Origin of the sequence: Povalibacter sp. (assembly GCF_036520495.1) — a bacterium.
GTDB lineage: Bacteria > Pseudomonadota > Gammaproteobacteria > Steroidobacterales > Steroidobacteraceae > Steroidobacter.
Genome location: NZ_DATDJO010000036.1, coordinates 13268 through 38780 on the forward strand (window position 1 = coordinate 13268; position 25513 = coordinate 38780).

Consider the following 25513-nt stretch of genomic DNA (forward strand, 5'->3'; position numbering starts at 1 on the left):
GAAGTGCGTCCACTCGGGGTCGTCCATGCCGGTTGCATACGCTTCATCGACTTCGTCACGGCCGAAGACGAAATCGTCGTCTTCGGGGCGGCGTGCCAGCGACTCCAGCAATGACCGATAGGCCGGGCGCGGAAAATTCAGCAGAAGAATGCCGGCCTGCATCCGCATGTCCGGATCGTCGTCAGCACCCAGCGCAGCGATCGCAGCAAGCTGCGCTTCAAACTCTGCCGGACCGCCGCGGTCGCTTGCTTCGAGAAGAATCTGTGCCGCCTGGATGCGGATATAGGAGCCGCGTCGCGCGTCCTGCAGCAATGCGTCGACCGCCGGCAGGATCTGCGGCGGTTTATTGCGGAACAGCGCCGGCCAGTATCCAGCCAGCCAGTCCTGCAGATGTTCGTCATTCTGCTCATCCATGTGCCGCATCGCCTGCACGAGCAGGTCGCCTGCAGCCGCCGTGGGGATGAGGCCGAGGATCATGACGGCATGCAGGCGCATCCATAAAAAGTCATCGTCATACGGACCGTCGACCAGGATCGGACGCAGCGCTTCTATGGCCGAGGCATCGCGCGCGGCGAATTCGTCGATGACATCGCGCGGTACGCGGTCCTCGTCGATATCGAGCAGTCCGAGCAACCGCTCGATCGACATCGCTCTCAGAGCGTCGCTGCTATAGACGGGAAGTTCTGTTGCCATGGGCGATCCCCTCAACGGATCAGTTCCGGCAATTGCAGAAGCGCAGGCAGTTCGTCATGGTCTGCAAAGATGTGATCAGGGCCTGTGGCGTGCAATCGCTCGACGTTGTGAAACCGGCGATGATCGTCGGGCAGATACAGCGCAGTGCGGGTGCCTGCGGCCTTGCCGGCGAGGATGTCGACGTGCGAATCGCCAATCATCATCGCGCGCGCCGGTTCGCACTTCAGCGCGGCAAGCGCGGTGGTGACGGGCTCGGGGTGGGGCTTGTAGTTGCTGACATCGCCGCCGCAGATCACGAAGTCGAACGACTCGAGGATGCCGAGCCGCTGCAACACGCCGATCACCAGACCGCGCGGCGATGACGTGACCAGCGCCGTGTGCAGGCCGTGATCCCGGCAGTGCGCGACGACATCGCGCGCCAGCGGAAACAGCTCAGCCTGCAGGAAGGCCGCTTGCAACCCGATGTCGAGCTGCACTTCGAGTTCCGGCCCGGTAAAGCTTCCGTAGATCACCGCGACATCGGCGCAGTCGCGAAAGAAGCAGTGCCTGAGCACTTCGTCGTCGCTGGCCTCGATACCGAACGTCTGGAGCGCAATCTGGTACGCACGGACCCACAGCGGCAATGAGGGGGTCAGCGTGCCATCGAAATCGAACAGGGCGGCGTGGAATTTCATTGAGCGTGATCATACACGCCGCTGTGGTACGTCAGCGCGACCTGCCGTCGGTCAACTTCGCGGCAGAGGCGTCGGCAAGTTCTTCGGCCAGCGATTCGAGACGCGGCAGCAAGGGGCCGAGGCGCTCCTCGAGGAAGTCGCGGATCGTATCGACCGTCACCTGCGTGCTGCGTTCGATCTCCATATTGATGCGTGCGCCGGCCAGCTTGTCGCCGAAGGTCGTCATGCGCAGCGTTTCTGGAATCAGCCAGACGGTGAACGTCGAGGCGCGTTTGTCGACGCTGGCGACGGTGAGACTCGCGCCGTTCAAGGCGATGTACCCCTTGGCGAACACATAGCGGATCCAGGGTGCCGGCACGGCGAGCGTCAGGACGCGATTGTTCTCTGGCGTCTGCACCTCCGCGACGGTCACGACGCAATCGATATGGCCTGACAATGGATGACCGCCGATCTCGGCGCCGTCCCGGGCGGCGCGTTCGATGTTCACTGCCGAGCCCTCGCGCAGATCGCCGAGCGTGGTGCGCGTCAGCGTCTCCTGCATCACATCGAACGTCGCATGCGGACCGCTCGTCGACGTCACCGTGAGGCACACGCCGTCGACGGCGACGCTCGCGCCGATCTCGAGATCGGTTTCAGCGCCAGACGGCAACTCGATGTCGAACGTGACGAGACCGCTGCTGCGTTGCAGGCCGCTAATGCGGCCGAGACCTTTGACGATGCCGGTAAACATGGGACGGGAGAGGCACTGATGGGAAGGTGGCTATGGTAGCTGGTTAGGATGGACAAGGGGCTGACTGGCGACTGGCCGACGGCTGACTGGCTGACTGGCTAACTGGCCGACTGGCGAGAAATGAAAGAGTTGGGTGAATCGAACTCCGGCTCTGGCTCCGACTCTGGCCAGCAGACCAGTTGGCCAGTTAGCCGGTTAGCCTCTTAAATCTCATTCCACCCAATTCATCGACCGCGCCACCGCCTTCTGCCACGACGCATACAGCCGGCCGCGCTGATCCCGGGCCATGGCCGGTGTCCATTTGCGATCCACGCCCCAGTTCTTCCGCAGGTCGTGGGTGTCCTTCCAATAACCGGTGGCGAGTCCGGCCGCATACGCTGCGCCGAGTGCGGTGGTTTCCGTCACTTGCGGACGAACGACCGTCACATCGAGCATGTCGGCCTGGAACTGCATCAGCAGTTCGTTCACGACCATGCCGCCGTCGACGCGCAGTTCCGCTAGCCGAATACCGGAATCCTGCTCCATCGCTGCCAGCACTTCGCACGTCTGATAAGCGGTGGCCTCGAGTGCTGCGCGCGCGATGTGCGCCCTGGTTGCGTAGTGGGTCAGACCGACGATCACCCCGCGGGCGTGATCCTTCCAGTGAGGCGCATACAAACCCGAGAACGCGGGGACGACATAGACGTCGCCGTTGTCGGCCACGCTGGCCGCGAGCGATTCGATCTCGGCGCTGCTGCGAATGATGCCGAGATTGTCGCGGAGCCATTGGACCAGTGCACCGGAGATCGCGATCGAGCCTTCCAGCGCATAGCACGCCGGTGCCGCACCGAATCGATAAGCGACTGTGGTCACGAGCCCTGCTACGGAGGACACGGGCCTCTCGCCCGTATTCATCAGCAGGAAGCAGCCGGTGCCGTAGGTGTTCTTGGCCTCGCCTGGCGCAAAGCAGGTCTGCCCGACCAGCGCGGCTTGCTGGTCGCCAAGGATTCCTGCGATCGGTACACCTTTGAGCGGGCCGTGTGCGATTTCGCCGTAGATCTCGCTGGAAGAGGCGATTCGCGGCAGGACACTCGCGGGAATACGAAACGTCCGCAGCACCTCGTCATCCCATTGCAGCGACTCGATGTTCATGAGTTGCGTGCGACTGGCATTGGTCACGTCGGTGACGTGGAGCGCACCCGTGAGGTGGCGCAACAGCAGGGTGTCGATCGTGCCGAACTGCAGCTCGCCTGCTTCTGCCCTGCGTCTTGCATCAGGCACGTTGTCGAGCAACCAGCGCAGCTTGAGTCCGCTGAAATAACTGGCGAGCGGCAGTCCGGTGCGAGCGCGGAATCGATCCTTGCCACCCTGGCCAGCGAAGTAAGCGACCAGCGGATCGACGCGCGTGTCCTGCCATACGAGTGCATTGTGCAACGGCGCGCCGCTGCGACGATCCCAGATCACCGTGGTCTCGCGTTGATTGGTGATGCCGACACAGACGATGTCACGCGCGGTCAGCTTGCCTCTCACCAGCGCGGCCGCAATGACTTCGTCGGTATTGCGCAGGATCTCGGCCGGCGAATGCTCCACCCATCCTGGCTGCGGATAGATCTGCTCGTGTTCCTTCTGAGCAGTCGCCACGATGCTGCCCGCCTGATCGAACACGATGAAGCGGGTGCTGGTGGTTCCCTGGTCGATGGCGCCGATGAAGCGGGTCATGGATACGGATTAAAGGGCAAGCGCGGCTGGGACGCAAAGCCCGCCGGATAGCCAGCCATTCAGTTCTGCGCGGAATCCGCAGGTACTCGGGCTGCGTACGGCAATTTGCCAGATTGAGTGGGTCAGGGCCTATGAGCGACCAGGACATGAGTGCGAACACGGAAGACTGGCTACCTCGTCACCGGCTGACGGTCGAGGATTACTACCGCATGGGCGAAATGGGTGTGCTCGCGCCGGATGCGCGGGTGGAACTGATCAATGGAGAGATCATCGATATGGCACCGCCAGGGAGCAGACATTCGGCCATCGTTACTTATCTCACTCATGCGCTGGCCGCTGCCGTCGGCAAGGCGGCATTGGTTTCGGTGCAGTCGCCGCTGCGCCTGAGTCGTCTGAGCGAACCGCAGCCGGATCTACAACTCCTGCGCGTTCGCGGCGATTTCTATTCCGGAGCACATCCAGGCCCTGGCGATGTCCTGCTGGCGATCTAGGTCAGCGAGACTTCGCTGCGTTACGACCGCAAGATCAAGATGCCGCTGTACGCCGCCCATGGCGTCCCGGAGTTCTGGCTGATCGATCTGAATGCGAAGGAACTGACCTGCTGCCGGCGTCCACGCGACCGCATCTACGACGATGTCGCGGTCATGACGGCTGCCGATCTGACCGCACCCTTCGCGACCCAGAGCGGTATTCGCGTTGAGCTCGGCCGGTTGTTCGATCTCTAGGATTGCGGTTATTGCTGCCGGTCGACCCACCCATCCACCGACCACTTTCCCGGCCCATGGACGATCAGCATCAGCAGCATGAATCCCCACAGATAGTGCTGGCCGATGGCGGCTGCAAAACCTTCCTGGAAGAGAACGTGTGCATAGGACACGACGGCGAGAATGTTGACGGCTTGCAGTCCCAGTGCACTCAGGCGTCCGACCACTCCGAGGATGAGCACGATCGAAAAGACAATTTCTCCCGTTGTTCCAGCAACGGCGGCCAAATCGGGCGGTAACAGGGGAACCCGGTACTCCTCCCGGAATAGAAACAGCGTGCTGTCCCAGTCGGACAGTTTCAACCAGCCGGATTTGAGGAATACCCAGCCGACATACAGACGGGTCAGTAGTGCCAGCGGTGCAGCCAGATGCGACAGAGGCCTCAGGCTGGCATTGATCCGTTGAATCCGCTGGATGATGTTCACTCGTATTCTCCCTGCGTTTTCGCAACAGACCGGTGGCCTGCGAAATTTATTGCAGAGAGCTCCTGCGAGGCATTGATTGCTCTTCTGGTAATGAATGGACCTGCGCGCCGGTCTGATGCGCGAGGACGGCAATTCGACGTCGTTCCGCACTGATGCAATCGTCAACTCACAGGAGGACATGCCCATGAAGACTTCGACCAGAGTTTCCGGCGCGGCCATCGCTACGGCTGCCGCCATGCTGTTCGGCACGCTCGGTGCTGTACCGGTGAGCGCCGCCGACGACGCCAAGGTGAAGTGTGAAGGCGTCAATTCATGCAAAGGCAAGTCTGCGTGCGCCACCGCGCAGAACGCCTGCCAGGGCCAGAACAGCTGCAAAGGCCACGGCTACCTGTCGCTGAGCAAGGCCGACTGCGATGCCGCCAAGGCGAAAATGATGGATGCGGAAAAGAAGAAGTCCTGATCCGCGACGAGCGACAGGCGACGGTCAGAGGTAAAGTGCTCTGACCGTCGCCTGCATAGTGGCCCGGCAACCAGCCCTTAACTCTCATGCCCACCACAACGCCCAATACGTCTCTCGGCTTCGGCCTCGGTTTACGACCGGATCATTACGAAGACGCGTTGCAGCAGCGTCCGGCGATCGACTGGTTCGAGGTCATCAGCGAGAACTATATGATTCCGGGCGGGCGTCCCCTGCACTACCTGGATCGGATTCGCGAACGCTATCCGCTGGTCATGCACGGGGTGTCGCTGTCGATCGGCAGTACCGATGCGCTGAACCGCGACTACTTGCGTGACCTGAAGTCGCTCGCGCGGCGAGTCGAACCGGCGTGGATCTCCGATCATCTGTGCTGGACGGGGGTCGACGGCACCAATCTGCACGACCTGATGCCATTGCCATACACGGACGAGGCATTGCTGCACGTCAGTCGGCGCGTGCGCGAGGTCCAGGATTTTCTCGGTCGACGCATCCTGCTGGAGAATGTGTCCAGCTACGTGTCGTATTCGCAGTCACGCATGCAGGAATGGGAATTCCTGGCCGCGCTGTGCGAGGAAGCGGACTGCGAGCTGCTGCTCGACGTCAACAATATCTACGTCAGCAGTGTCAATCACGGCTTCGATGCCCACGAGTTCCTGGCGGGCGTGCCCGTGAGTCGTGTGCGCCAGATGCACCTCGCAGGACATACACGGCAGGACACTCTGCTGATCGATACGCACGACCAGCCCGTGCCGGAGGCGGTGTGGGATCTGTATCGCGCAGCCGTACGACGCTTTCCCAATGTGTCGACGATGATCGAGCGGGACTCGAATATTCCGCCGCTGGCTGAGTTGGTGGCGGAGCTGGATCGGGCACGGAAGATTGCGGGTGACGTGCGGATGCAGGTGGCGTAACGGGGCCGGTTTAGGCCAAAGTCCAATGGCACTGACTCAAGCGTCCGGTCGTAGCCGGACAATCTTCTCAGAGGTCCGACCAGAGTCGGACCCACAGAAATCACTCAGACTGTCCTTGAGGCACCTCTATTAATTCCGTTCGTGCTGAGCTTGTGACCGAAGGGACTGGTTCATCCATCGAAGCACCTCTCGAAAATAGTGCTCCAGTTGCAGCGTTGTAGCGTTCACCCTTCGACGTTGCTCAGGGCGAACGGAGAATAAAATCAGAGGTCCCTCAAGGAACCACCCTTCACCAACCCATCTGGTAATCGACCGCTGCGAACACCTTCGTGGCGATTTCTTCGAGCAGCGCATCCTTGCCAAGCACGACCAGCAGGCCACGCGGCGCGGGCATGATCACGCCTTCGAATCCCTCCTCCTTGAACTGCCGTGTCCCTGGCACCGGGGCTTCCTTCGTCAGCAACATGACCGTCACCGGGCCACGGGCCGTCTGCACCACGAAGTGCGGTACGCGATTGCCGCGGAAGGGACAGGACGAGGCATAGGACACGTCGTTCATGCCAGGACGCAGCAGCAACTGCGAGGCCGCCAGAACGTCGGCGAGCTCCGCCTGATCGATGGGAGCGCCGGACCGCAACGATTCCGGTTCGTCCATTACGTGCGCAATGACTTCTTCTGCCAGCGTGTCGCGCGGGAAGCCGAGCCAGAGGATCGTCACGGCGACCGCGAGCATCACACTGGCAGCCAGTCCCCACTGCAACATACGACGACGCGGCGCTGCGGCAGGCTGCGCCGCCGGTGCCTGCACATCGATGGCGAAAGCGCGATGGATGAGCGAATCCATCTGCTGCATCTGCTGCCGGAAGCGCGCGCACGGGACACATTGCGCAGCGTGCTGCGCAATCTCCGGAGCCTGCGAATGCGGCTCGGCGCCGACCTGGCGGCGGAACTCAAGACAGTTCATCGACATCACTCTCATCCGGCATTTCGCCGAGCATTTTCCGACGCAACACGTTCCTCGCGCGGTACAGGCGCGTCAGTACCGCCGGCACGCTGAGTTCCATGTGCTTCGCAATCTCCTCCGTGGAGTAGCCGAACAACACCTGCAGCATCAGGGGTTCGCGAAAGCCGGCATCGAGCTGCAGGATCGCGGCGCGCATTTCATCCACCTCGCGATGGTCGTGCGCAGCGAATGCTGGATCTCCCACGGCCAGCGCGCTGTCCAGATCCACCGTCTCCAGTTGCTTGCGCTCGAAGGTACGAGCCAGCTCGCGACGCGCGATGGTCAGGAGCCAGGGCCGGACGGCATTGGCATCGCTCAACGAACCGATGGAGCGCCAAGCACGCAACAGCGTCTCCTGCGTCACGTCTTCGGTCAGGGTGTGGTTGTGACACAACCAGAACACGAACCGGTACAGATCCGCCTTGTACGGCAGACACAGCGCTTCGAAGCGCTGGCGGTCGTCCGCAACAGCAGCAGCTGTCAGGTCAACAGACCGGTCGGAGGGGGAAGACATTGCAGACGAGCCAGGGGCTGAGGGCTGAGGGCTGAGGGCTGAGGGCTGAGGGCTGAGGGCTGAGGGCTGAGGGCTGAGGGCTGAGAATTGACGAGCCATGCATGGGCGTCAAGCATGGGCGTCGAGCCATCGATCCGTCGCCCCGGTTCAGGAACGACGCGGCAGGACCAATACCCGCCGCGCCGCATCGGAGTCGAGTTCGTCCCTGGCATACACGGTCGTGATCGCGCCGTTGCGATGATCCAGCAGGTCCGGACGGCGGGCGATCATCGTGTCGAAGCTCTCCCCGGCAACTGAACGCAGGACACGCTCTTCATTCATCAGGATCATGTACGCCCAGGTCAGGGTCTCGTGATATTTGGCCTCCGCACCAACCGCCGCAACGTAGGCACGCAGTCGCTCGCGAAAGCGCACAACACCCTCGGGAAATCCGTATCGCTGCAGGTAGGACCAGCCCACCGCGAGATGCAGACGGTGAGTAAAGAGCGCTGGCGGCAACGTGCCGGCGTCGAAGGCGCTCAGCGGGTCGTCCGGCATCTTGTGCGCGACCACGCTCATGACCGGCTCGATTTGCGGGTCGTGGTCGACTTCGCAGACTTTGTCGAGACCGCAGACTTTGCGGCGGGCGCAGATTCCACCAATCCGTGGCTGTCCGCCGCCGTGAGATCGAGGCCGTAGACCTTCTTGAGATCGGCAATCTGCTTCAGGGTGGCGGCATTGAACGCCGTTTCACCCTCGAAGGCATGGAGCACGATCCCTTCGAGCAGATCGCCCAGCGTCATGCCCTTCAGCGCCGCCAGCGCCTTGAGGACATTCAGCAGCCGGGCTTCCAGCCGCACCCCGGTCTGGACTCGCGTGACTTCGGTCATGATCTGTACCTTGGTAACTTGGTACCAAGGTAACAAACACCGATGGAAGAGGCAAGAATGAAAATGGCGGTCGACGGACGTCGACAGGGAGGCCGTTGGCAAGGGAGGTCTTCGACAAGCGGGCCTTCGGCAAGGAAGAGCGGAGCCTCCTTGTCGACGTCCGTCGACCGCCATTTCCTTCTTTGAGGATCGCTAGTCTTCCCTCACTCCCAGTACGGCCCGCGCGAAGTCGGCGACCGACATGGGTTTGGCGAAGTAGTAACCCTGTAATTCATCGCAGTGGTTGCTGCGCAGGAACTCGAGCTGCTGTTCGGTCTCGACACCCTCCGCCACCACCTTGAGTCCCAGGTTGTGGCCGAGCGCGATGATGGTTCGCACGATGGTCGCATCGTCGGCATCGGTGGCGATGTCCTGCACGAAGGAGCGATCGACCTTGAGACGGTCGACCGGCAGACGCTTCAGGTAACTGAGACTGGAATAGCCGGTGCCGAAATCGTCCAGCGAGATCTGCACGCCCAGATCGTTCAGCTCATCCAGCATGGCGATGAACTGCTCCGCGTCATGCATCACGGCGCTTTCGGTGAGTTCGATCTCCAGATAGCGCGATTCGAGCCCGGTCTCGCGCAGCACCTCGGCCACGGTCTGCACGAAGTTCTCCTGCCGGAACTGCCGTGCCGACACGTTCACCGAGATCACGAATGGATCGAGCCCCGCGTCCTGCCAGATCTTGTTCTGCTGACAGGCCGTACGCAGCACCCATTTGCCGATCGGCGTGATCAGGCCGATCTCTTCGGCGATCGGAATGAAACGCGACGGCGGCACGATCTCCAGCGGAGACACCTGCCAGCGAATCAGCGCCTCCGCGCCGACGATGCGGCCGGTCTTCATATCGATGCGTGGCTGGTAGTGCAGATCGAACTGCTGGCGCTCCAGCGCACGGCGCAGCTTGTTCTCGAGTTCCAATCGCTGCGTGATCAGCGCATTCATCTCCGGCGTGAAGAACTGGAAGTTGTTGCGACCCTTTTCCTTGGCGCGATACATGGCCGTGTCGGCGTGCTTGAGCAGGGTCTGTGCGTTGTCGCCGTCATCGGGATACAGCGCGACACCGATGCTGCAGGTGACGTTGAAGTCGCCTTGCGGGATGGTCCACGGCTGGGAGATGTCCGAGAGCATGCGCTCGAGCACCATGGCCACGGCGTCCGGATCGCGCTGTCCGTTGATCAGGAGCACGAACTCGTCGCCGCCCAGCCGCGCCACCGTGTCGCTCTCGCGTACGCTGCTCTTGAGTCGTTCCGCCATCGCGCGCAGCAACTCGTCGCCGACATGATGACCCAGGCTGTCGTTGATGAACTTGAAGCGATCCAGATCGACGAAGACGACAGCCAGTCGCGTGGCATAGCCCGACGCCGTGAGGATCGCCTGCTGCAGGCGATCGTTCAACAAGGACCGGTTCGCGAGTCCCGTCAATGTGTCGTAGCTCGCCTGCTGTTCGATGCGTGCCTGATAGAGCTTGCGCTCGGTGACGTCCTCGACCGTGCCTTCGTAACACAGGACATTGCCAGCGTCGTTGTGCACGGCGCGGGCGTTCTCCGCGATCCAGATGACTTCGCCGTTCTTGCGATAGATCTGCGCTTCGAAGTTTGCGACTACACCGCGGCTCTTGATCAGGTGCATGAACTCGTCACGGCGCGACGGATCGACGTAGAGCTGGTGACGGATGTCCCGCAGCTTGCTGATCAACTCCGCGGGCGAATCGAAGCCGTAGATACGCGCCAGCGCAGGGTTCGCATCGAGGTACTGGCCATCCGGCGTGGTGCGGAAGACACCTTCGATCGCGTTCTCGAACAGATTGTAGTAACGCCGCTCGGCCTCGCGCAGGGCCTGCGCCGATTCCTTGCGCTCGGTGATGTCCTGCACCATGCCTTCGATCGCCACGAGTTCGCCGCGCATGTCGTATACGCCGGCGCCGCGCTCCCACACCCAGCGAATGTCGCCGCTGGCATGCACGATCCGGTATTCGCAGTCGAAGCGCTGTCGCAGCTGCAGGCCGCTGGCAACCTCGTCACGGACCCGCTGGCGGTCCTCGGCGTGTGTGATGTGGTCGTACGACACACGATTGTTCATCAGCAGATCGTCCGTGTCGTACCCGGTCAGGCGACGACACCCATCGCTGATGAACTCCATCGTCCAGTTCGCGTCGTAGCGGCAGCGATAGACCATGCCGTCGAGATTGCCGAGCAGCGTTCGCAGCATGCGCGCCGTCTGGCCGCTGATGACGGTGGTGTCGAAGGCGGGCATGTCGTCCGCACCAACGGAGAGCAGGTCCGCGAGAAATACGCCGGACGACTCCAACGGATCGGCGGATCGCGGGTCTTCCGGCACGGTCGCCGCGACAGACACGGGACGCAGGGATTCATCGAATGCGTTGGTCACGGCCTGCGGGGCGCCAGCTTGCTCGGTGTGGATCTGGGTCTGAACGGAAGACTTCATGCCAGGCGAGGGTGTTCTGTGAGGAACAGTTAGATACCAGCCCGCGAGCCATGGACGGCGCGCAGCTTGTCACAGAATTGATGCGTCCCGCCAAACCTCATCGAGCCGTTGTTCAGGACGTGAATTCACGCGATCGACGCACAGTCGACTGGCGCTGTTATCGACGGCGCACTGTCATGGAGCAAGGGAACACAGGCCGCAGGAAAACATTCTTGGTTGCGGTCTTTTGCGGCTCTGGTTCCGGTCTTCGTCACCAGGCGATGCCATAGTCCTCGCCGTACCAGGCAGCCGCGCCGGCCATGGTGCCGTGCTGGCGATCGAGGTAGATCGCCGTGACGGGGCCGGAATTGTTCTCGACGAATTCCAGCTTGTAGCCCATGCGCTGCAGGTCGCTGCGGACCCAGGCCGGGATGGAATTCGTCAGTGTCAGGCGGCCGGGAAAGGATTCGTGGGCGCCGAAGGAATCGCGCAGCTGGTAGCTGGTGATGTTCGCGCCCTCGGCGGCCTCCTGAACGTTCATGCCGAAGTCGACGAAATTCAGGAAGAACTGCAGCAGGTTCTGCTCCTGCGTATCGCCGCCCTGCACGGCAAACGCGAGCAATGGCTTGCCGTCCTTCATGGCCAGCGACGGCGTGAGCGTCGCGCGCGGCCGCTTGCCCGGGGCAACGACGTTGAAAGGATTGTCGGCGGCATCGAGCACGAAGCTCTGCATGCGCTGGCTCATGCCGATGCCGGTCTTGCCGGCGATCACTGCAGGAATCCAGCCGCCGCTGGGCGTCACCGATACGACCCAGCCTTCCTTGTCGGCCGTTTCGACGCTGGTCGTGCCGAGACGGAACGTGCGATCGAACTCCGCGAGCGCGATCGGACTCCACTGTGCCGGCGGCGTCTTGCCAGGAACCGGCTTCACGGTGCGCCACTGGTCGAGTTGCGGCTTGAAGGGATTGGTCGCGTTCTGGAATGGATACGGGTCGCCGGGACGAATGTCCGGATCGTTGCGATCCGTGCGAATCAGCTTCGCGCGTTCACGCGCATAGTCCTTCGACAACAGGCCGCGGATCGGCTCCTCGGGCGGAAAGCGCGGATCGCCGTAGTAGAAATCGCGATCGGCGAACGCCAGGCTCATCGCCTGGTAGACGGTATGGATGTAACGCGAGCTGTTGTAGCCCATCGACTGCAGGTCGAAGTTCTCGAGGATGTTCAGCGCCTGCAGCATCGACGGCCCCTGCACCCACGTCGTCAGCTTGTAGACATCGATGCCACGGTAGCTGGTGGACACAGGCTCTTCGAGATGAACCTGCCAGTTGGCGAGATCCTCCGGCGTGTGCAGACCGCCCAGCTCGCGCGAGCCACGCGAGAATTCCTTCGCGATGTCGCCTTTGTAGAAACGATCGTACGCAGCGAGGATCGCCTCCTTGCGCGACTTTCCTGCCTTGAGCGCGGCCGCTTCGGTTTCGACCAGTTTGCGCAGCGTCGTCGCCAGTTCGGGTTGACGGAAAATCTCACCCGCGACCGGCGCAGCGCGACCCTTGAATGCGGGATCGCCATCGTGAACCAGGAAGGTCTTCTTCGACTCGGGCCACTTGCGCAGCTCGTCCTTCCACTTTTCGATCGTGTTCGCCGCCTGCTCTTCGATCGGATACCCGTCCGCCATTTCGATCGATGGCGCCAGCACTTCGGCGAGACTGAGTGTGCCGTACTCGGCCAGCATCACCATGATGCCGCCCGGTGTCCCCGGCGTGACCGCCGCGAGCGGACCGAACTCCGGCGGATAGTCGTAGCCCTTCTTCCTGAAGAACTCCGGCGTCGCACCCGTTGGCGCCACGCCCAGCGCATTCACACCGATGACCTTGCCCGTGTGCGGGTTGTAGATGAGCGCCTGCGTTTCGCCGCCCCAGCCGAGCGTGTCCCACATCGTCGAGGTCGCCGCGATCATCGCGCACGCCGCATCGACCGCATTGCCGCCCTGTATGAATATCTTCGCACCCGCTGTCGCGGCGAGCGGCTTGCCCGTCACGGCGACCCAGTGCTGGCCATGCAGGACGGGTTTCACGGACTTCGCTTGGGAAGCGTTGGCCGCAAAGATCAGGCACGTAAGACTGCAGATAACGGCAACAGCACGATGTAGTCGCTTCATGTCGATCCTCGATTGGAAGAAAACCGGGAATAGCCACAAAAGTCGCAAATGGCGCATGGATGAATCGTTGCATTGATCACGCTTCCCCTTCGCGATCTTTGCGTTTTTTTTGCGGCCAATCGTTGTCTCACTGCGCCGCCGGTAACCGGAATGCCAGACCGTCCTTGATCACGACGGTGGGGCTCTGCAGTTCGGTGATGTCCTGCAGCGGATCGCCTTTCACGGCAATCAGGTCGCCGAATTTTCCTGCGTCGATCGATCCGACGCGATCGTCCCAACCCATGTATTTCGCGGCGACGGACGTAGCGGATTTGATCGCCTCCATCGGTGTCATGCCGCGCTGGACCATGATCGGGAACTGCCGTGCATTCTCACCATGCGGATAAACGCCAGCGTCGGTGCCGTACACGATGGCGACGCCGGCCGCGTGCGCCTTTGTGAAGGCCTGTCGCTGCGCTTCGGTGGTTTCGAGATTCTTGCGCAGGAACTCTTCGGGCCAGCCCTGCTTGCGACCTTCCGTGTCGATATAGGAGCCGTTATAGACATCCATCGACAGTGCGACGCCGTGCTCCCTGGCGAGCGCGATGGCTTCATCGTCGATGAGCGATGCATGTTCGATCGTGTCGGCGCCGGCGAGGATTGCATCCTTGATGGATTGTGCGCCGTGCGCATGCGCCGCGACTTTCTTGCCGGCGGCGTGCGCCACCTCGACCACGGCGCGAATTTCTTCGGGTGTCATTTCCCGTTCTCCCGGAACGCCGCCGTAGGCAAGCACCGCGCCCGAGGCGATGACTTTCAGCAGGTCGGCGCCGCCGTCGATGGCGATCTGTGCCTTGCGGCGAAACTCCTCGGGGCCCTTGGCCACGCCGGCATGGAACCTCGCCGGGATCTGCTCGCGCGACAGATTGGGGACGATCAGATCGCCGCCGCCATTCGCGATGGTGAGGTAGTAACCGCAGACCTGCAGGCGCGGTCCCGCGACGTTGCCGTGATTGATTGCGTCGCGCAGCTCCCGATCCGTCCAGGCGTGATACGCGCCGACGTTGCGTACCGTGGTGAATCCCGCGAGCAACGTTGCCTCTGCCTGCGAACGCGACAGCAGCCACTGCTCGTCGTCATTGCGCCGCAGATAGATGCTCATGTCGGTGGAGTCGCTGAAGGTCTCCGTGATGTGATCGTGCATCTCGATCAGGCCCGGCAGACACGTGTACGCACGCAGATCGAGCGATGCGAGATCGGCCGGCCGGTCGTAACCCGCATTCACCGCCGCGATCCTGCCGTCGCGAATGACCACCGTGACTTCGCGACGCGGCTCGTCGCCGATTCCATCGATCAATGTGCCGCACTCGATCGATAGCGAACCCGGCTTGTACGGAGCAGCTGCGAGCGTGACGGGTGCCAGCGCACGTTGACCAGTCTGCCTGCCGCATCCCGTCGCGATCACGGCCGCTGCCGTACCGAGAAGCAACAATCGCAGTGTCTGCATGGAGATCCCGGCGTGGCTCATTGCGTCGTTTGTGAGTGACCTCGGATGCGGCATCATACGCTTTGCCTGACAAATGCAGCGCCACGGAGACCGCCAGCACCATGAGCGACATCATCCTGCATCACTACCCGACGTCGCCCTTTGCGGAGAAGGTGCGCATCGCGCTCGGCATCAAGGGACTGGCGTGGAAGTCGGTCATCATCCCGATCATCATGCCGAAACCCGATCTGATGCCGCTGACGGGCGGCTACCGCAAGACGCCGGTGATGCAGATCGGCGCAGACATTTATTGCGACTCGCAATGCATCCTGCGCGAACTGGAACGACGGTTTCCGCAGCCAAGCCTGTATACCGGCACTGATGCAGGCACTGCGAATGCCCTGGCGTTCTGGCACGACCGCAACCTGTTCATGCCGGCCGTCGGCATGGCGTTCGGCAGCCGTAGCATGGAGAACCTGCCGGCGGGCTTCTTCGAGGATCGCGCCAGAATGTCGGGACGACCGCTGGATCTCGAACGGTTGCGTGCCGCCCGGCCGTTGTTCATCGATCAACTGCGCACGCAATGGGTGTGGTTCGATCAGATGCTCGCCGATGGACGGGCCTTCCTGCAAGGCCAGCATCCGACGCTCGTCGACTGCGCGGTGTACAACCCGTGCTGGTTCATTCGTCGCAACTGCGGTGTGGTCGCACCGTTCTCCGAATTTCCACGACTTCTCGCGTGGACGGAGCGGATGGAGCAGATCGGTCACGGCCAACCCACCCCACTCGATTCCAAGGATGCGCTCGCGATCGCCAGGGCTGCGAGTCCGCAAGCGACGCCACAGATCGATGTCCATGAACCGCTGGGTCGCACGCCCGGTGTGAAACTCGAAATCTCGCCGGACGACACCGGCAAGGATCCCGTGGTCGGAGAACTGCTGTCGATCTCGACGCAAGAAGTGGTGATACGGCGCGAAGATCCATTGGTTGGAGAAGTCGCGGTTCATTTCCCGCGCACGGGGTTCGTGATCAAAGCACCGGGTTGAATCGATCGTCCGGCTGAAGCCGGACCCACGGCCCGGGTGGAGAAAGAGAGGCCGGGTGGAAAAAAAAGGCCCCGGTCGTGCATCGCACGCCGGGGCCTCTCACTGATATTCCTTCTTGCTCCGTGGGATACCGTTGCGGTTACGGTCTTTCGCAGCGGATTCCTACTCCCCCGCCATAAGCGCCTTCTTGCGCGCCGCCTCGAACTCATCGCCCGGCACCCAGGTCGGCATCGCATCGGCATTGGCGACGTTGAGGCCGGTCCAGAAACCGAGCTGCGCGTCTTCGATCATGCCGTCGAAATTCCAGCTGTCATTGATCTGATCTGACGGCTGGTGATAGCTCGTCTTCTCGTAGTTCTCGCGCTGTTCGCGGCCCCAGCCTGCGGGCTTGCCGATGAAGTCCGTGCCGCTGTTGGTGTACAGCGCCGGTACGCCGATCTTCGCGAAGTTGAACTGGTCGGAGCGATAGAAGCTGCCGCGATCGGGGAACTGATCACCCAGCACGATCCGGCCCTGAGTCGCAGCGACGGCTTCGAGCACGGCATCGAGCGATGATTTTCCCTTGCCGATGTACGTGACATCTTTCGTGCGACCCCAGATGTTGCCGCTGTCGAAGTTGATGTTCGCGGCAATCTTGCCGGGCGGCATGGTCGGATGTTCGGCGAAGTACTTCGAACCGAGCAGGCCCTGCTCTTCCGCGGCGACGAACAGCAGCATCACCGAACGGCGCGGCGGCGTCGGCAGCGCCTTGAAGGCCTTGCCGATGCCAAGGACCATCGCGGTGCCCGACGCATTGTCCATCGCGCCGTTATAGATCTTGTCACCCGACGCATCGGGAGCGCCGATGCCAAGGTGATCGTGATGCGCGGTGTAAATGACATACTCGCTGGCGAGCTGCGGATCGCTGCCCTTGATCACGCCATAGACATTGGCAGTGGTCGAGCGGGTGATCTTGTTGGTGAACGCGAGCGAGGTCTTCACGCCGAGCGGCACGGGCTGAAAGTCCTTCGACTTCGCTTCATTGCGCAGCTGATCGAGATCCTTGCCGGAGAGCTGAACCAGTTCGCGTGCAGCGTCCTCGGTCAGCCACGCCTTGGTCTGCAGGCGCGGCTCGCTTCCCGCTGGCAACTCCACCTGCGGGCCGCTCCACGATGACTGCACCACCTGGAACGGATATCCGGCCGACGGCGTCGTGTGAATGATGATCGCGCCGGCGGCGCCCTGGCGCGCCGCACTTTCGTACTTGTAGATCCAGCGGCCGTAGTAGAGACGCGTGTCGCCTGCGAACAGCGCCGGATCCCAGTCCGGATCGTTGTTCAGCATCAGCAGGATCTTGCCTTTCAGATCCTTACCCTTGAAATCGTCCCAACCGTATTCCGGCGCCTGAATGCCATAGCCGACGAAAACGACTTCAGCGTCCTTGATCGCGGCTTTGTCCGCCTGCACGTCGCTACCGGCGATGTACTGGTCCCACCATTTGAACGACGCCTGCTTGCCGTCCTTGCTGAACGTCCACTGCTTCGGCATCTGCGCTTCGACGCCCACGACGTCGAACGTCTGCTGCCAGCCGCCGTCCGCACCACCGGGCTCGAGACCGAGTTGCTTCAATTGCTCGACGAGATAGTCGCGGGTCTTGACGTCACCGGCCGTGGCCGGAGCGCGCCCTTCGAACTCGTCGGCCGACAAGGTGCTGATATGCGTGCGCAGGAAATCTGCGTTGATCTGCGCAGCCGCGGTCTTTGCGTCCGCACTGACAACGTCCGATGTTGCTGCCTGTGGCGCCGGTGCGGGGGTCGGTTCGTTTCGCTTGCATCCCGTGATGGCGAAAGAGGTCGTGAGCAACGCCGCGAACAGCGCGCCGTGACGCGAGACTGTATACATTGGAACTCCGGTGGATGATCAGTCGCGAGACTGTATCACCGGAAGTTCACGAGACAACCCGGGGAGCGATGAAGCACCTGCGGTGGATTCTGCGTGGGGGGGCGTCCGGCTAAGGCCGGACCACGGAAGAAATCGCTCTCAGAGCATCCTGTCTTTCTGTGGGTTCGACTTTCCAGGACGGTCTGTGTCATTGCGGCACCGTCGTCGCGTAAAGTGCCTGCATGTCTGCGCATCGAATCCTCCTCATCTATGGCGGTCACGCCGGCGGCCGCACCTTGCAGATGGTCGAAGCCGTGACGACCGGCATCCTCATGTCGGGCGAACCCATCGAGCTGCGCCCACAACCGGCGCTCGATGCGGATGCCGACGACCTGCTCTGGGCACAGGCGCTGTTGATCGGTACACCGGAGCACTTCGGCTACATGTCGGGTGCGGTCAAGGATTTCATGGATCGAACGTTCTACCCGGCCGAAGGCAAGGTCGACGGACTGCCATACGCGCTCTTCGTCAGCGCTGGCAACGACGGCACTGGTGCGGTCACATCGATCGAACGCATCGCGCTCGGATACCGATGGAAGCCGATCGCCGCACCGCTGATCGTCAAAGGTGAGGTCGACGACGCGGCGCGCCAGCGTTGCATGGAGCTCGGACAAAGCGTGGCGTCAGGTCTCGCGCTCGGGATTTTCTGAACCGTCACCCGCTAGTGCGGGCAGGACGGTTCCCTTCTGCCCGCTGCCTGTGGTACTTCGCGATGACGAATAACAATGTACAAGCGAGGTTCCATCGTGATTGCACGTTTGCTGCTGATTGCCTGCAGTGCGTTGGCGTGCGCGGCTCAGGCCGCCGACATCGCCGGCAGCAAGGATCATCCGATGATCACGCGCTATGCCGGCTCGGAAATCATCAAGTACGACCAGCGTGCGTTCGACGGCACGGCGCTGATCAAAGCACCGATCAGACTGGCCGGCGGTCGCGCCAGAAACCCGGATTCGTACCTGCCGCTCGAAGGCAAGCTCACGCGCGTGGCCTATCGCGCGCCGGAAGGACGCAGCGTGCTGGAAGTCTTCCGCAACTACGAACAGGCATTGCGCGACGCCGGGTTCGAGATCCTTTTTACCTGCGAGAACGAACCGTGCGGCGCGCGGCAGTTCAACCAGGCCGCCACGCCGCAGGATCTCATGACGCTGATGGGTTACAACGAAAAGGATCAGCGCTACCTGCTGGCAAAACTCGTGCGGCCCGAGGGTGATGTGCATGTGTCGCTGTATGTCGATCGCGCCTACTCGGTCGGCGGCCAGAACAAGGACCGCATCTTTGCGAACCTGATCGTGATCGAATCCCAGCCCATGCAGGCCGGCCTCGTGACGGTCGACGCCGCGGCGATGGCGAAGGGTCTCGCTGCCGACGGGCACATCGCGCTGTACGAAATCTACTTCGATACCGACAAGGCCGACCTCGAGCCGGAATCGGCCACGGCCCTGGGCGAGGTCGCAAAACTGCTGAAAACACAGCCCGCGCTCAAGGTACTGATCGTCGGTCACACCGACAATGCCGGTGCACTCGACTACAACCGTTCGCTGTCGGAACGCCGTGCGCAATCGGTCGTCGACGCGCTCGCGAAACAGCACGCGGTGGCCCGGGATCGCCTCACCGCCGTCGGTGTCGGCATGGCGGCGCCGGTCGCAAGCAATGACAGCGACTCCGGCCGCGCGAAGAACCGGCGCGTGGAACTCGTGAAGCGCTAGGTTTGTTGTGAGTCCCTCTCCCGCACACGGGAGAGGGATGGCGCACGCATGCTCTCGCAGCTGTGATCCAGTCGGCTCTTCCGCGGTCGCCATTGCGCGAAACTTGCCATCGCGTTCTCAGGGCATTGCCTGACCTGTTATTCCGTTGACCGTGCATCGCTCGCCATGGATTCCCTTCTCACAGCGCTCGCTTCCGACACCCCGCGGCTGGTGGGCCTGACGATTGCAGTGGCGGCAGCGGTCGTGGCAATGGTCGCGTACTCGCGCAGGCGCCGCTCTTCCGCGCAGTCCGGCATGAACCGTCGCAACATCGCAGTACCCCGTGCCGCCACTTACCGCGACACGCCCACCATCCGGGTCCCGGATTCGCAGCGGATCGGGCGATTGCGAAAGCTCGTGCGACTGGCCCCCGGTGAACACGTCGATGTGCTCGAGAGCCCTGCAGGCGCTCCGATCGTCACGCCGCCGCGCTTTCGCATCACCCTGCATAAGGTCTTCCGCCTGGACGATGGCTCGATCGCCGCACATATCGCCGTGCAGTTCGGCGGCGCCGCCGTGAGCTGCGGTCCCCTGGTGGAGGAAACCGGCTTCAACGAATTCGTCCTGCCACGCGCCGCGCGCGATGAACCACGCAACTGTGTGTTCCACTATCAGCAGCACGGCGACTCGTTCGATTTCATGCGCATCAAACTGCGCAGTCTCGACATGGATGCCGACATCGCAGAAATCGATGTGTTGCAGATGTCGGAGCATTGGCCGGCAATGTGACGCAGCGACGGGAAGAAACGACGGCCCGCTGCGCGGGCAAGAAGGCCTGCGGCCTTCAGGCCGCGAGGACGCGGCATGAAGGCCGACTACGTCGGCAGGTCAGAAGTTCTCTCAATTCATTCTGACTTGCCGTGTCTTCACGGCCTACCTGCCCGTCTTTGCGGGCCTCCCTGCCGCAGGCCTTCTTGCGCGCGCAGCGGGCCGCCATACTCTCCCCGTGGCCACCCGCAAACTTCCCCGCTCCTTCTACGCACACGAAACACTGACCGTCGCGAAAGAGCTGCTCGGGCTGCACCTGGTTCGGGTGGGTGCGGAGGGCCGGCAGGTCGGACGCATCGTCGAAGTGGAGGCGTACAAGGGACCGCACGATCTCGCGGCCCATTCCGCGCGCGGCCGGACGCAACGGACCGAGGTCATGTTCGGTCCGCCTGGCCACGCGTACGTCTATCTCATCTACGGGTTCTGGAATTGCCTGAACGTGGTGACCGCCGCGCATGGGGTGCCGCATGCCGTGCTGATTCGCGGACTCGAGCCGATCTCGGGAATCTCCGACACGACGCACGGTCCGGGACTGCTGTGCCGCGCACTCGGCATCGACCGCACGCTCAATGGCACTGATCTGACCGGCGGCACGCTTTGGATCGAACGACCCCTGGCAAAGGATTATCGCGCGCCGAAGATCGTGCGCAGCACGCGCATCGGTGTCGACTACGCCGGTGCCTGGGCGCAGAAGCCGTGGCGATTCTTCGACGCGCAGTCGCCATATGTGTCGACGGTGACGGCGGCGGCGAGGCGCAGGATGCTTACCGATGTGGATCCGGCTTTAGCCCAATGACACAGAACTTAAGGATGGTCTGGGTGATTTTGCGGGAAGCGCTGGTTGGCTCTGTCACCCTGCGAAGACGGGCCCAGCTTCTCTTCTTCGGATGGATTCCCGCCCTCCCTGGAATGACAGCGAAAGGCGCGCTGCAGGTCTTGATCGAGCCGGCTCTTCGCATCCGCCGCAGCGAGTTCCGTCAGTGCCCGTGCTCACGGCCTACTCGATCGTTCCCTGTCACCCTCGGCAACGCTGCGCTGCAGCGCCTGCCCGACACGGGCGACAGAGGGACGCGATGTCATCTGTGAACTGACAGAAATGCCGATCGCGACGCCTTTGACAGGCGGACGAGGCACCACGCTGAAGGTGCTGGATTCGCGATCCGGCACCGACGTCCGACAAACTCCCTCCGACGGGTGGATAGACGGCATGAAGCTCAGCAAAGGCCTTACGCCGCGATCGGCCTGGGCGGTGCAACCATCTGATCCGTCGGGAATCTGACCTATTCCTGACCGCGCTATTGCAGGCCGCGTGGTTTATCATCCGCCCCCTTTCTTTCGGGTTCTGGCCGCTCCCAGAGCCCAGCAGCCCCGGTATCCGCTCCATGCTCCCCGCCCGCGAACTCTTTTCCTATCGCAAGTACTGGGCGTCCCGATTCGGGACGGCTCCGTTCCTGCCCATGAGCCGGGAGGAAATGGACGCGCTGGGCTGGGACAGCTGCGACATCATCATCGTGACGGGCGATGCCTATGTGGATCACCCGAGCTTCGGCATGGCCATCATCGGTCGTGTGCTGGAAGCGCAGGGCTTCCGTGTCGGTCTCATCGCGCAGCCCGACTGGCACTCGACCGCGGACTTCGAGCGTCTCGGCCGGCCGAACCTGTTCTTCGGCGTGACCGGCGGCAACATGGATTCGATGGTGAACCGCTACACCTCGGATCGCCGCGTACGCAGCGACGATGCATACACGCCCGGCGGGCAAGGCGGCAAACGACCGGATCGTTCCGTCATCGTCTATTCACAGCGCGTGCGTGAAGCGTTCGGCGATGTGCCAATCGTGATCGGCGGTATCGAAGCCAGCCTGCGGCGTATCGCGCACTTCGATTACTGGTCGGAGAAAATCCGCCGCACGATCCTGCTGGACTCGAAGGCCGACCTGCTCGTCTATGGCAATGGCGAACGCCAGATCATCGAGATCGCACACCGTCTCGCCAAGGGCGCGAAGATCGAGGATGTGACCGACCTGCGCGGTACGTCGTTCGTTCGACAAGGCATACCGGAAGGCTGGACGGAAATCGATTCGACGACGATCGATGAGCCGGGGGCCGTGCAGCCGCACATCAATCCATACGCCGCCAATGACGCCCGATCGAAGGCAGCAATGATCGAGGCGGAGGCCAACTGGCCGACTGGCCAACTGGCCGCTGGCCAGAATCAGGCATCCGAAACCGCTACCTCGCCTGCTACTGCAGCGCCTTGCTCTGGCCAGCAGCCGGTTGGCCAGTCCGCCAGTCAGCCTGCAACGCGCGTGGTCAGGTTCTACCGCCAGGTGCCCAGCTCCGATCGCGGCCAGTCCGTCATCCGCATGCCCTCGCACGACGCGGTGGCGAACGATCCGGTGCTCTACGCACATGCGTCGCGCATCCTGCATCTCGAATCGAATCCCGGTAACGCGCGCGCACTGGTGCAGAGGCACGGCAACGTCGATGTGTGGCTGAATCCGCCGCCGCTGCCGCTGTCCATGAAAGAGATGGATGCGATCTACGAGCTGCCGTATCGGCGCGTGCCGCATCCGTTCTACGGCGAGGCGAAGATTCCCGCGTACGAGATGATCCGTTTCTCGATCTCGATCCAGCGCGGCTGCTTCGGCGGCTGCACGTTCTGTTCGATCACCGAGCACGAAGGCCGCATCATCCAGAACCGCTCGGAGAACTCGATCATCAAGGAGATCGAAGAGATCCGCGACAGCGTTCCGGGCTTCACCGGCGTGATTTCCGACCTCGGCGGTCCGACGGCGAACATGTACCGGCTGGCATGCAAGTCGACCAAGATCGAAGCGGCGTGCCGCCGTCCTTCGTGCGTCTATCCCGGCATCTGCCCCAACCTCAATACCGATCACACACCGCTGATCAAGTTGTACCAGCGCGCGCGTGCGCTACCCGGCATCAAGAAGATCCTGATCGGCTCCGGCGTGCGCTATGACCTGGCGGTCGAATCGCCCGAGTATGTGAAGGAGCTGGTGCAGCATCACGTCGGCGGCTATCTCAAGATCGCACCCGAAGCGATCGGCGAGGGTCCGCTGTCGAAAATGATGAAGCCGGGCGTCGGCACGTACCACAAGTTCAAGGAGCTGTTCGACAAGTACTCCAAGGAAGCGGGCAAGGAGCAGTACCTGATTCCTTATTTCATCGCGGCGCACCCCGGCACGACCGACGAGGACATGCTGGAACTGGCGGTGTGGCTGAAGACGAACGGCTTCCGCGCCGATCAGGTGCAGGCATTCCTGCCGTCACCCATGGCGACCGCGACAGCGATGTGGCACTCCGGCAAGAATCCGCTGAAGAAAGTCACGCACACCAGCGAAGACGTGATTATCCCGAAGGGCCTCAAGGTGCGCCGGCTGCACAAGGCCTTCCTGCGTTATCACGACGCGAACAACTGGCCGATCCTGCGTGATGCACTGCGTCGCATGGGACGCGCGGATCTGATCGGCAACGGCAAGCACCACCTGGTGCCCATCTGGCAGCCGGCGGGCACAGGTGATGCACCGGAAGGTCGGCGCTCCGCGCACCCGCGTGCTGCATATGCGTCAGCGCGACCCGCTGCAGCCAGCGGCAAGGTATCGAAGAGCGCCGCGGCGACCCCGAAGCCGACGAAATTCCGCACCCAGCACACGGGTCTGAAGGGCGTGAAGATTCCGCCGCAGCCGCGGCGAAAGTGACGACTAAGGCGCGGAAGGGAAGTCTCTTGCCTTCGTCACTGTCGTGACCGAAGCGATCCGGACGCTGGTCAACGCACTGTCGCCCGCAAACGCGTCGACCCTTTCCGACTCAGCCGACCTCGTGATTTTTTGTCACGGCTGACTTCGGTCGGCAAAAAAAAAGCCCGCCAGAGGCGGGCCAGGTTGGGGGATCGAGGATCAACGCGAACAAATCACAACTCAGTAGACCGGTGCACGACGAAAAGATTGCACGTCGTCATGTCAGAAACTGTGGCTCAACTGCACACCACCCCATAGCGCACTGCGATCGGCTTCGCCGTCGCGCAGTTCCGCGGTCTGATAGTTGAGCGTGTAGCTCAACTGGGTGTTCTCGAAGATCTGGGTGACCACTCCGACCCAGACTTCAGCGACCAGAGGCTCGATCTCGGCGTGCGAATACTCGACCGCACTATCGCGAAACTGACCCTGCAGGAAGGCGCTGTACACCCGCGCCTTCAATCGCGCGCCGGTGAAGAAATACAGCTCGGAAGTGCCACCCGACCTGGCGGCAACCGGCACCGGTGCGGCGATGTAGTCCGTCAGTTCCGGCGCAAAACTCCACCAGGGCGAATTGAACCGGCCGACGCGCATCGAGATTGCAGCGCTCGTCTCGGTGAGATAGCCGACGCTGCCCTGCAGCGTGGTTTTCACATCGAGCGTTGCCGATGGGTTGGCGATCCACAGGTGATGCCGGGCCAGCGTGTATCGCGCCGTCGGCTCGCCACCCGCGGAAATCTGATTGTCGTAGCCGTGCACGGGATCCGAGCCCACCAGCTCGTGAATATCCGAATGCAGTTCACCCGCGGCTTTCAGACCGAGCACGCCGATCGTCAGACTGCTGGACCACGCGCCGCGACCATCGGCATCGACGCTCACGCGACCGTTCGACATGAACAGCAGGCTGGCATATGGCCGATCGTCATACACGGGCAGCGTCGATTCGATATCGGCCGGCGTGAACGCCATCAGCCCGAACTGCCGCGCGTGATAGACCGATGACGAACCTTCGGGCACCGCAATGGCATCGATGCGCTTCAGCAACGGGTCCAGCGACAACATACCGTCCCGCGCATTCTCGCCGGAGATCGTGATTGCAAAGCCGCCGGTGTAGTCGCGATCACGAGCGCCACCTGCGGCAAACAGATCGTTATCCAGCTGCAGGCGCACCCCGTCGAATTCACGCGCATCTGCTGCGGGCGGAGCTGCAAATACCGTCGCCGTGGCAGCGAGCCACAATGCTGCTGCGAGAAGCGCGGTCGTCCAGAGAGCTGTTAATCGAACACCCATTACCTGCCTGTGCCATTGCACCAACGACTCTGTTGTTACGAGCCGCTGCCTTCATCGGATTCATGTTCTTGCCGGCGTGTAATGTCACTCAGCTGACCCTTCGCGATAAACGCGGGCAGAGGAATGACATTCATGAAC

The 25513-nt window shown here is 62.4% G+C and carries 21 protein-coding genes and 1 pseudogene; 9 read left to right on the top strand and 13 right to left on the bottom strand.

The genetic code is table 11. The features are described 5' to 3' along the window. Positions 1–704 precede the first annotated feature (704 nt). From VIZ63_RS13295 to glpK, 3 genes are all read right to left on the bottom strand, one after another. A complete protein-coding gene (locus tag VIZ63_RS13295; protein ID WP_331610137.1) occupies positions 705–1367 on the bottom strand; it encodes an HAD family hydrolase in 663 nt (220 codons plus the stop codon). Positions 1368–1398: 31 nt separating this feature from the next. After that, entirely contained in the window at positions 1399–2097 is a 699-nt protein-coding gene (locus VIZ63_RS13300) for a riboflavin synthase subunit alpha (RefSeq protein ID WP_331610138.1), read from the bottom strand. Positions 2098–2307: 210 nt separating this feature from the next. Then, positions 2308–3795 (bottom strand): glycerol kinase GlpK, encoded by a 1488-nt coding sequence (glpK, locus tag VIZ63_RS13305; protein ID WP_331610139.1) that lies wholly within the window; start codon positions 3793–3795, stop codon positions 2308–2310. Positions 3796–3941: 146 nt separating this feature from the next. On the opposite strand from glpK, the pseudogene VIZ63_RS13310 reads away from it, so the two are divergent. Beyond that, positions 3942–4520, top strand: a pseudogene (locus VIZ63_RS13310) (Uma2 family endonuclease). An 8-nt stretch (positions 4521–4528) separates the two neighbouring features. Here the strand turns inward: VIZ63_RS13310 and VIZ63_RS13315 are convergent. Further along, complete coding sequence (locus VIZ63_RS13315) at positions 4529–4984, bottom strand: DoxX family protein (protein ID WP_331610140.1); 456 nt, start codon at positions 4982–4984, stop codon at positions 4529–4531. A 184-nt stretch (positions 4985–5168) separates the two neighbouring features. Between VIZ63_RS13315 and VIZ63_RS13320 the strand changes: the two genes are divergently transcribed. Then, positions 5169–5444: a hypothetical protein gene (locus VIZ63_RS13320; protein WP_331610141.1), complete on the top strand. Its 276-nt coding sequence runs from the start codon at positions 5169–5171 to the stop codon at positions 5442–5444. An 86-nt stretch (positions 5445–5530) separates the two neighbouring features. Further along, a complete protein-coding gene (locus tag VIZ63_RS13325) occupies positions 5531–6373 on the top strand; it encodes a DUF692 domain-containing protein (RefSeq protein WP_331610142.1) in 843 nt (280 codons plus the stop codon). A gap of 289 nt (positions 6374–6662) precedes the next feature. Here VIZ63_RS13325 and VIZ63_RS13330 read toward each other — a convergent pair whose 3' ends face one another. The 7 genes from VIZ63_RS13330 to VIZ63_RS13360 all read right to left on the bottom strand — a co-directional run bounded on the left by VIZ63_RS13330 (position 6663) and on the right by VIZ63_RS13360 (position 14893). Next, a complete protein-coding gene (locus VIZ63_RS13330; RefSeq protein WP_331610143.1) occupies positions 6663–7337 on the bottom strand; it encodes a DUF3379 family protein in 675 nt (224 codons plus the stop codon). Continuing rightward, positions 7324–7890 (bottom strand): sigma-70 family RNA polymerase sigma factor, encoded by a 567-nt coding sequence (locus tag VIZ63_RS13335; RefSeq protein ID WP_331610144.1) that lies wholly within the window; start codon positions 7888–7890, stop codon positions 7324–7326. Before VIZ63_RS13335 ends, VIZ63_RS13330 begins: the two co-directional genes overlap by 14 nt. A gap of 147 nt (positions 7891–8037) precedes the next feature. After that, positions 8038–8448 carry a hypothetical protein gene (locus VIZ63_RS13340; protein ID WP_331610145.1) on the bottom strand — a complete coding sequence of 137 codons (411 nt, stop codon included), beginning with the start codon at positions 8446–8448 and terminating at the stop codon, positions 8038–8040. Next, on the bottom strand, positions 8445–8759 hold the full coding sequence (locus VIZ63_RS13345) for a hypothetical protein (protein WP_331610146.1): 315 nt from the start codon (positions 8757–8759) through the stop codon (positions 8445–8447). Before VIZ63_RS13345 ends, VIZ63_RS13340 begins: the two co-directional genes overlap by 4 nt. A 192-nt stretch (positions 8760–8951) precedes the next feature. Then, positions 8952–11249, bottom strand: a complete 2298-nt coding sequence (locus VIZ63_RS13350; RefSeq protein WP_331610147.1) for a putative bifunctional diguanylate cyclase/phosphodiesterase — start codon at positions 11247–11249, stop codon at positions 8952–8954. A gap of 250 nt (positions 11250–11499) precedes the next feature. After that, the gene (locus VIZ63_RS13355; protein WP_349261188.1) at positions 11500–13386 is read right to left on the bottom strand and encodes a gamma-glutamyltransferase family protein; all 1887 of its coding nucleotides are present in this window, start codon (positions 13384–13386) and stop codon (positions 11500–11502) included. Between the two features lie 127 nt (positions 13387–13513). Then, positions 13514–14893 carry an amidohydrolase family protein gene (locus VIZ63_RS13360; RefSeq protein ID WP_331610149.1) on the bottom strand — a complete coding sequence of 460 codons (1380 nt, stop codon included), beginning with the start codon at positions 14891–14893 and terminating at the stop codon, positions 13514–13516. Between the two features lie 80 nt (positions 14894–14973). Between VIZ63_RS13360 and VIZ63_RS13365 the strand changes: the two genes are divergently transcribed. Continuing rightward, the gene (locus tag VIZ63_RS13365) at positions 14974–15897 is read left to right on the top strand and encodes a glutathione S-transferase family protein (RefSeq protein WP_331610150.1); all 924 of its coding nucleotides are present in this window, start codon (positions 14974–14976) and stop codon (positions 15895–15897) included. Between the two features lie 162 nt (positions 15898–16059). Here VIZ63_RS13365 and VIZ63_RS13370 read toward each other — a convergent pair whose 3' ends face one another. After that, positions 16060–17778, bottom strand: coding sequence for a M28 family peptidase (locus tag VIZ63_RS13370; protein ID WP_331610151.1), 1719 nt, complete (start codon positions 17776–17778; stop codon positions 16060–16062). A gap of 221 nt (positions 17779–17999) precedes the next feature. Here VIZ63_RS13370 and VIZ63_RS13375 point away from each other — a divergent pair, with 221 nt between their 5' ends. The 5 genes from VIZ63_RS13375 to VIZ63_RS13395 all read left to right on the top strand — a co-directional run bounded on the left by VIZ63_RS13375 (position 18000) and on the right by VIZ63_RS13395 (position 24049). After that, positions 18000–18467 (top strand): flavodoxin family protein, encoded by a 468-nt coding sequence (locus VIZ63_RS13375; RefSeq protein ID WP_331610152.1) that lies wholly within the window; start codon positions 18000–18002, stop codon positions 18465–18467. 96 nt (positions 18468–18563) lie between these two features. Beyond that, positions 18564–19523, top strand: coding sequence for an OmpA family protein (locus VIZ63_RS13380; RefSeq protein ID WP_331610153.1), 960 nt, complete (start codon positions 18564–18566; stop codon positions 19521–19523). 165 nt (positions 19524–19688) lie between these two features. Continuing rightward, positions 19689–20291 (top strand): hypothetical protein, encoded by a 603-nt coding sequence (locus VIZ63_RS13385; RefSeq protein WP_331610154.1) that lies wholly within the window; start codon positions 19689–19691, stop codon positions 20289–20291. Between the two features lie 217 nt (positions 20292–20508). After that, positions 20509–21126, top strand: coding sequence for a DNA-3-methyladenine glycosylase (locus VIZ63_RS13390; RefSeq protein ID WP_331610155.1), 618 nt, complete (start codon positions 20509–20511; stop codon positions 21124–21126). Positions 21127–21712: 586 nt separating this feature from the next. Beyond that, on the top strand, positions 21713–24049 hold the full coding sequence (locus tag VIZ63_RS13395) for a YgiQ family radical SAM protein (RefSeq protein ID WP_331610156.1): 2337 nt from the start codon (positions 21713–21715) through the stop codon (positions 24047–24049). 261 nt (positions 24050–24310) lie between these two features. Here the strand turns inward: VIZ63_RS13395 and VIZ63_RS13400 are convergent, their stop codons facing one another. Further along, positions 24311–25375, bottom strand: a complete 1065-nt coding sequence (locus VIZ63_RS13400) for a lipid A deacylase LpxR family protein (RefSeq protein ID WP_331610157.1) — start codon at positions 25373–25375, stop codon at positions 24311–24313. Positions 25376–25513: the final 138 nt, after the last annotated feature.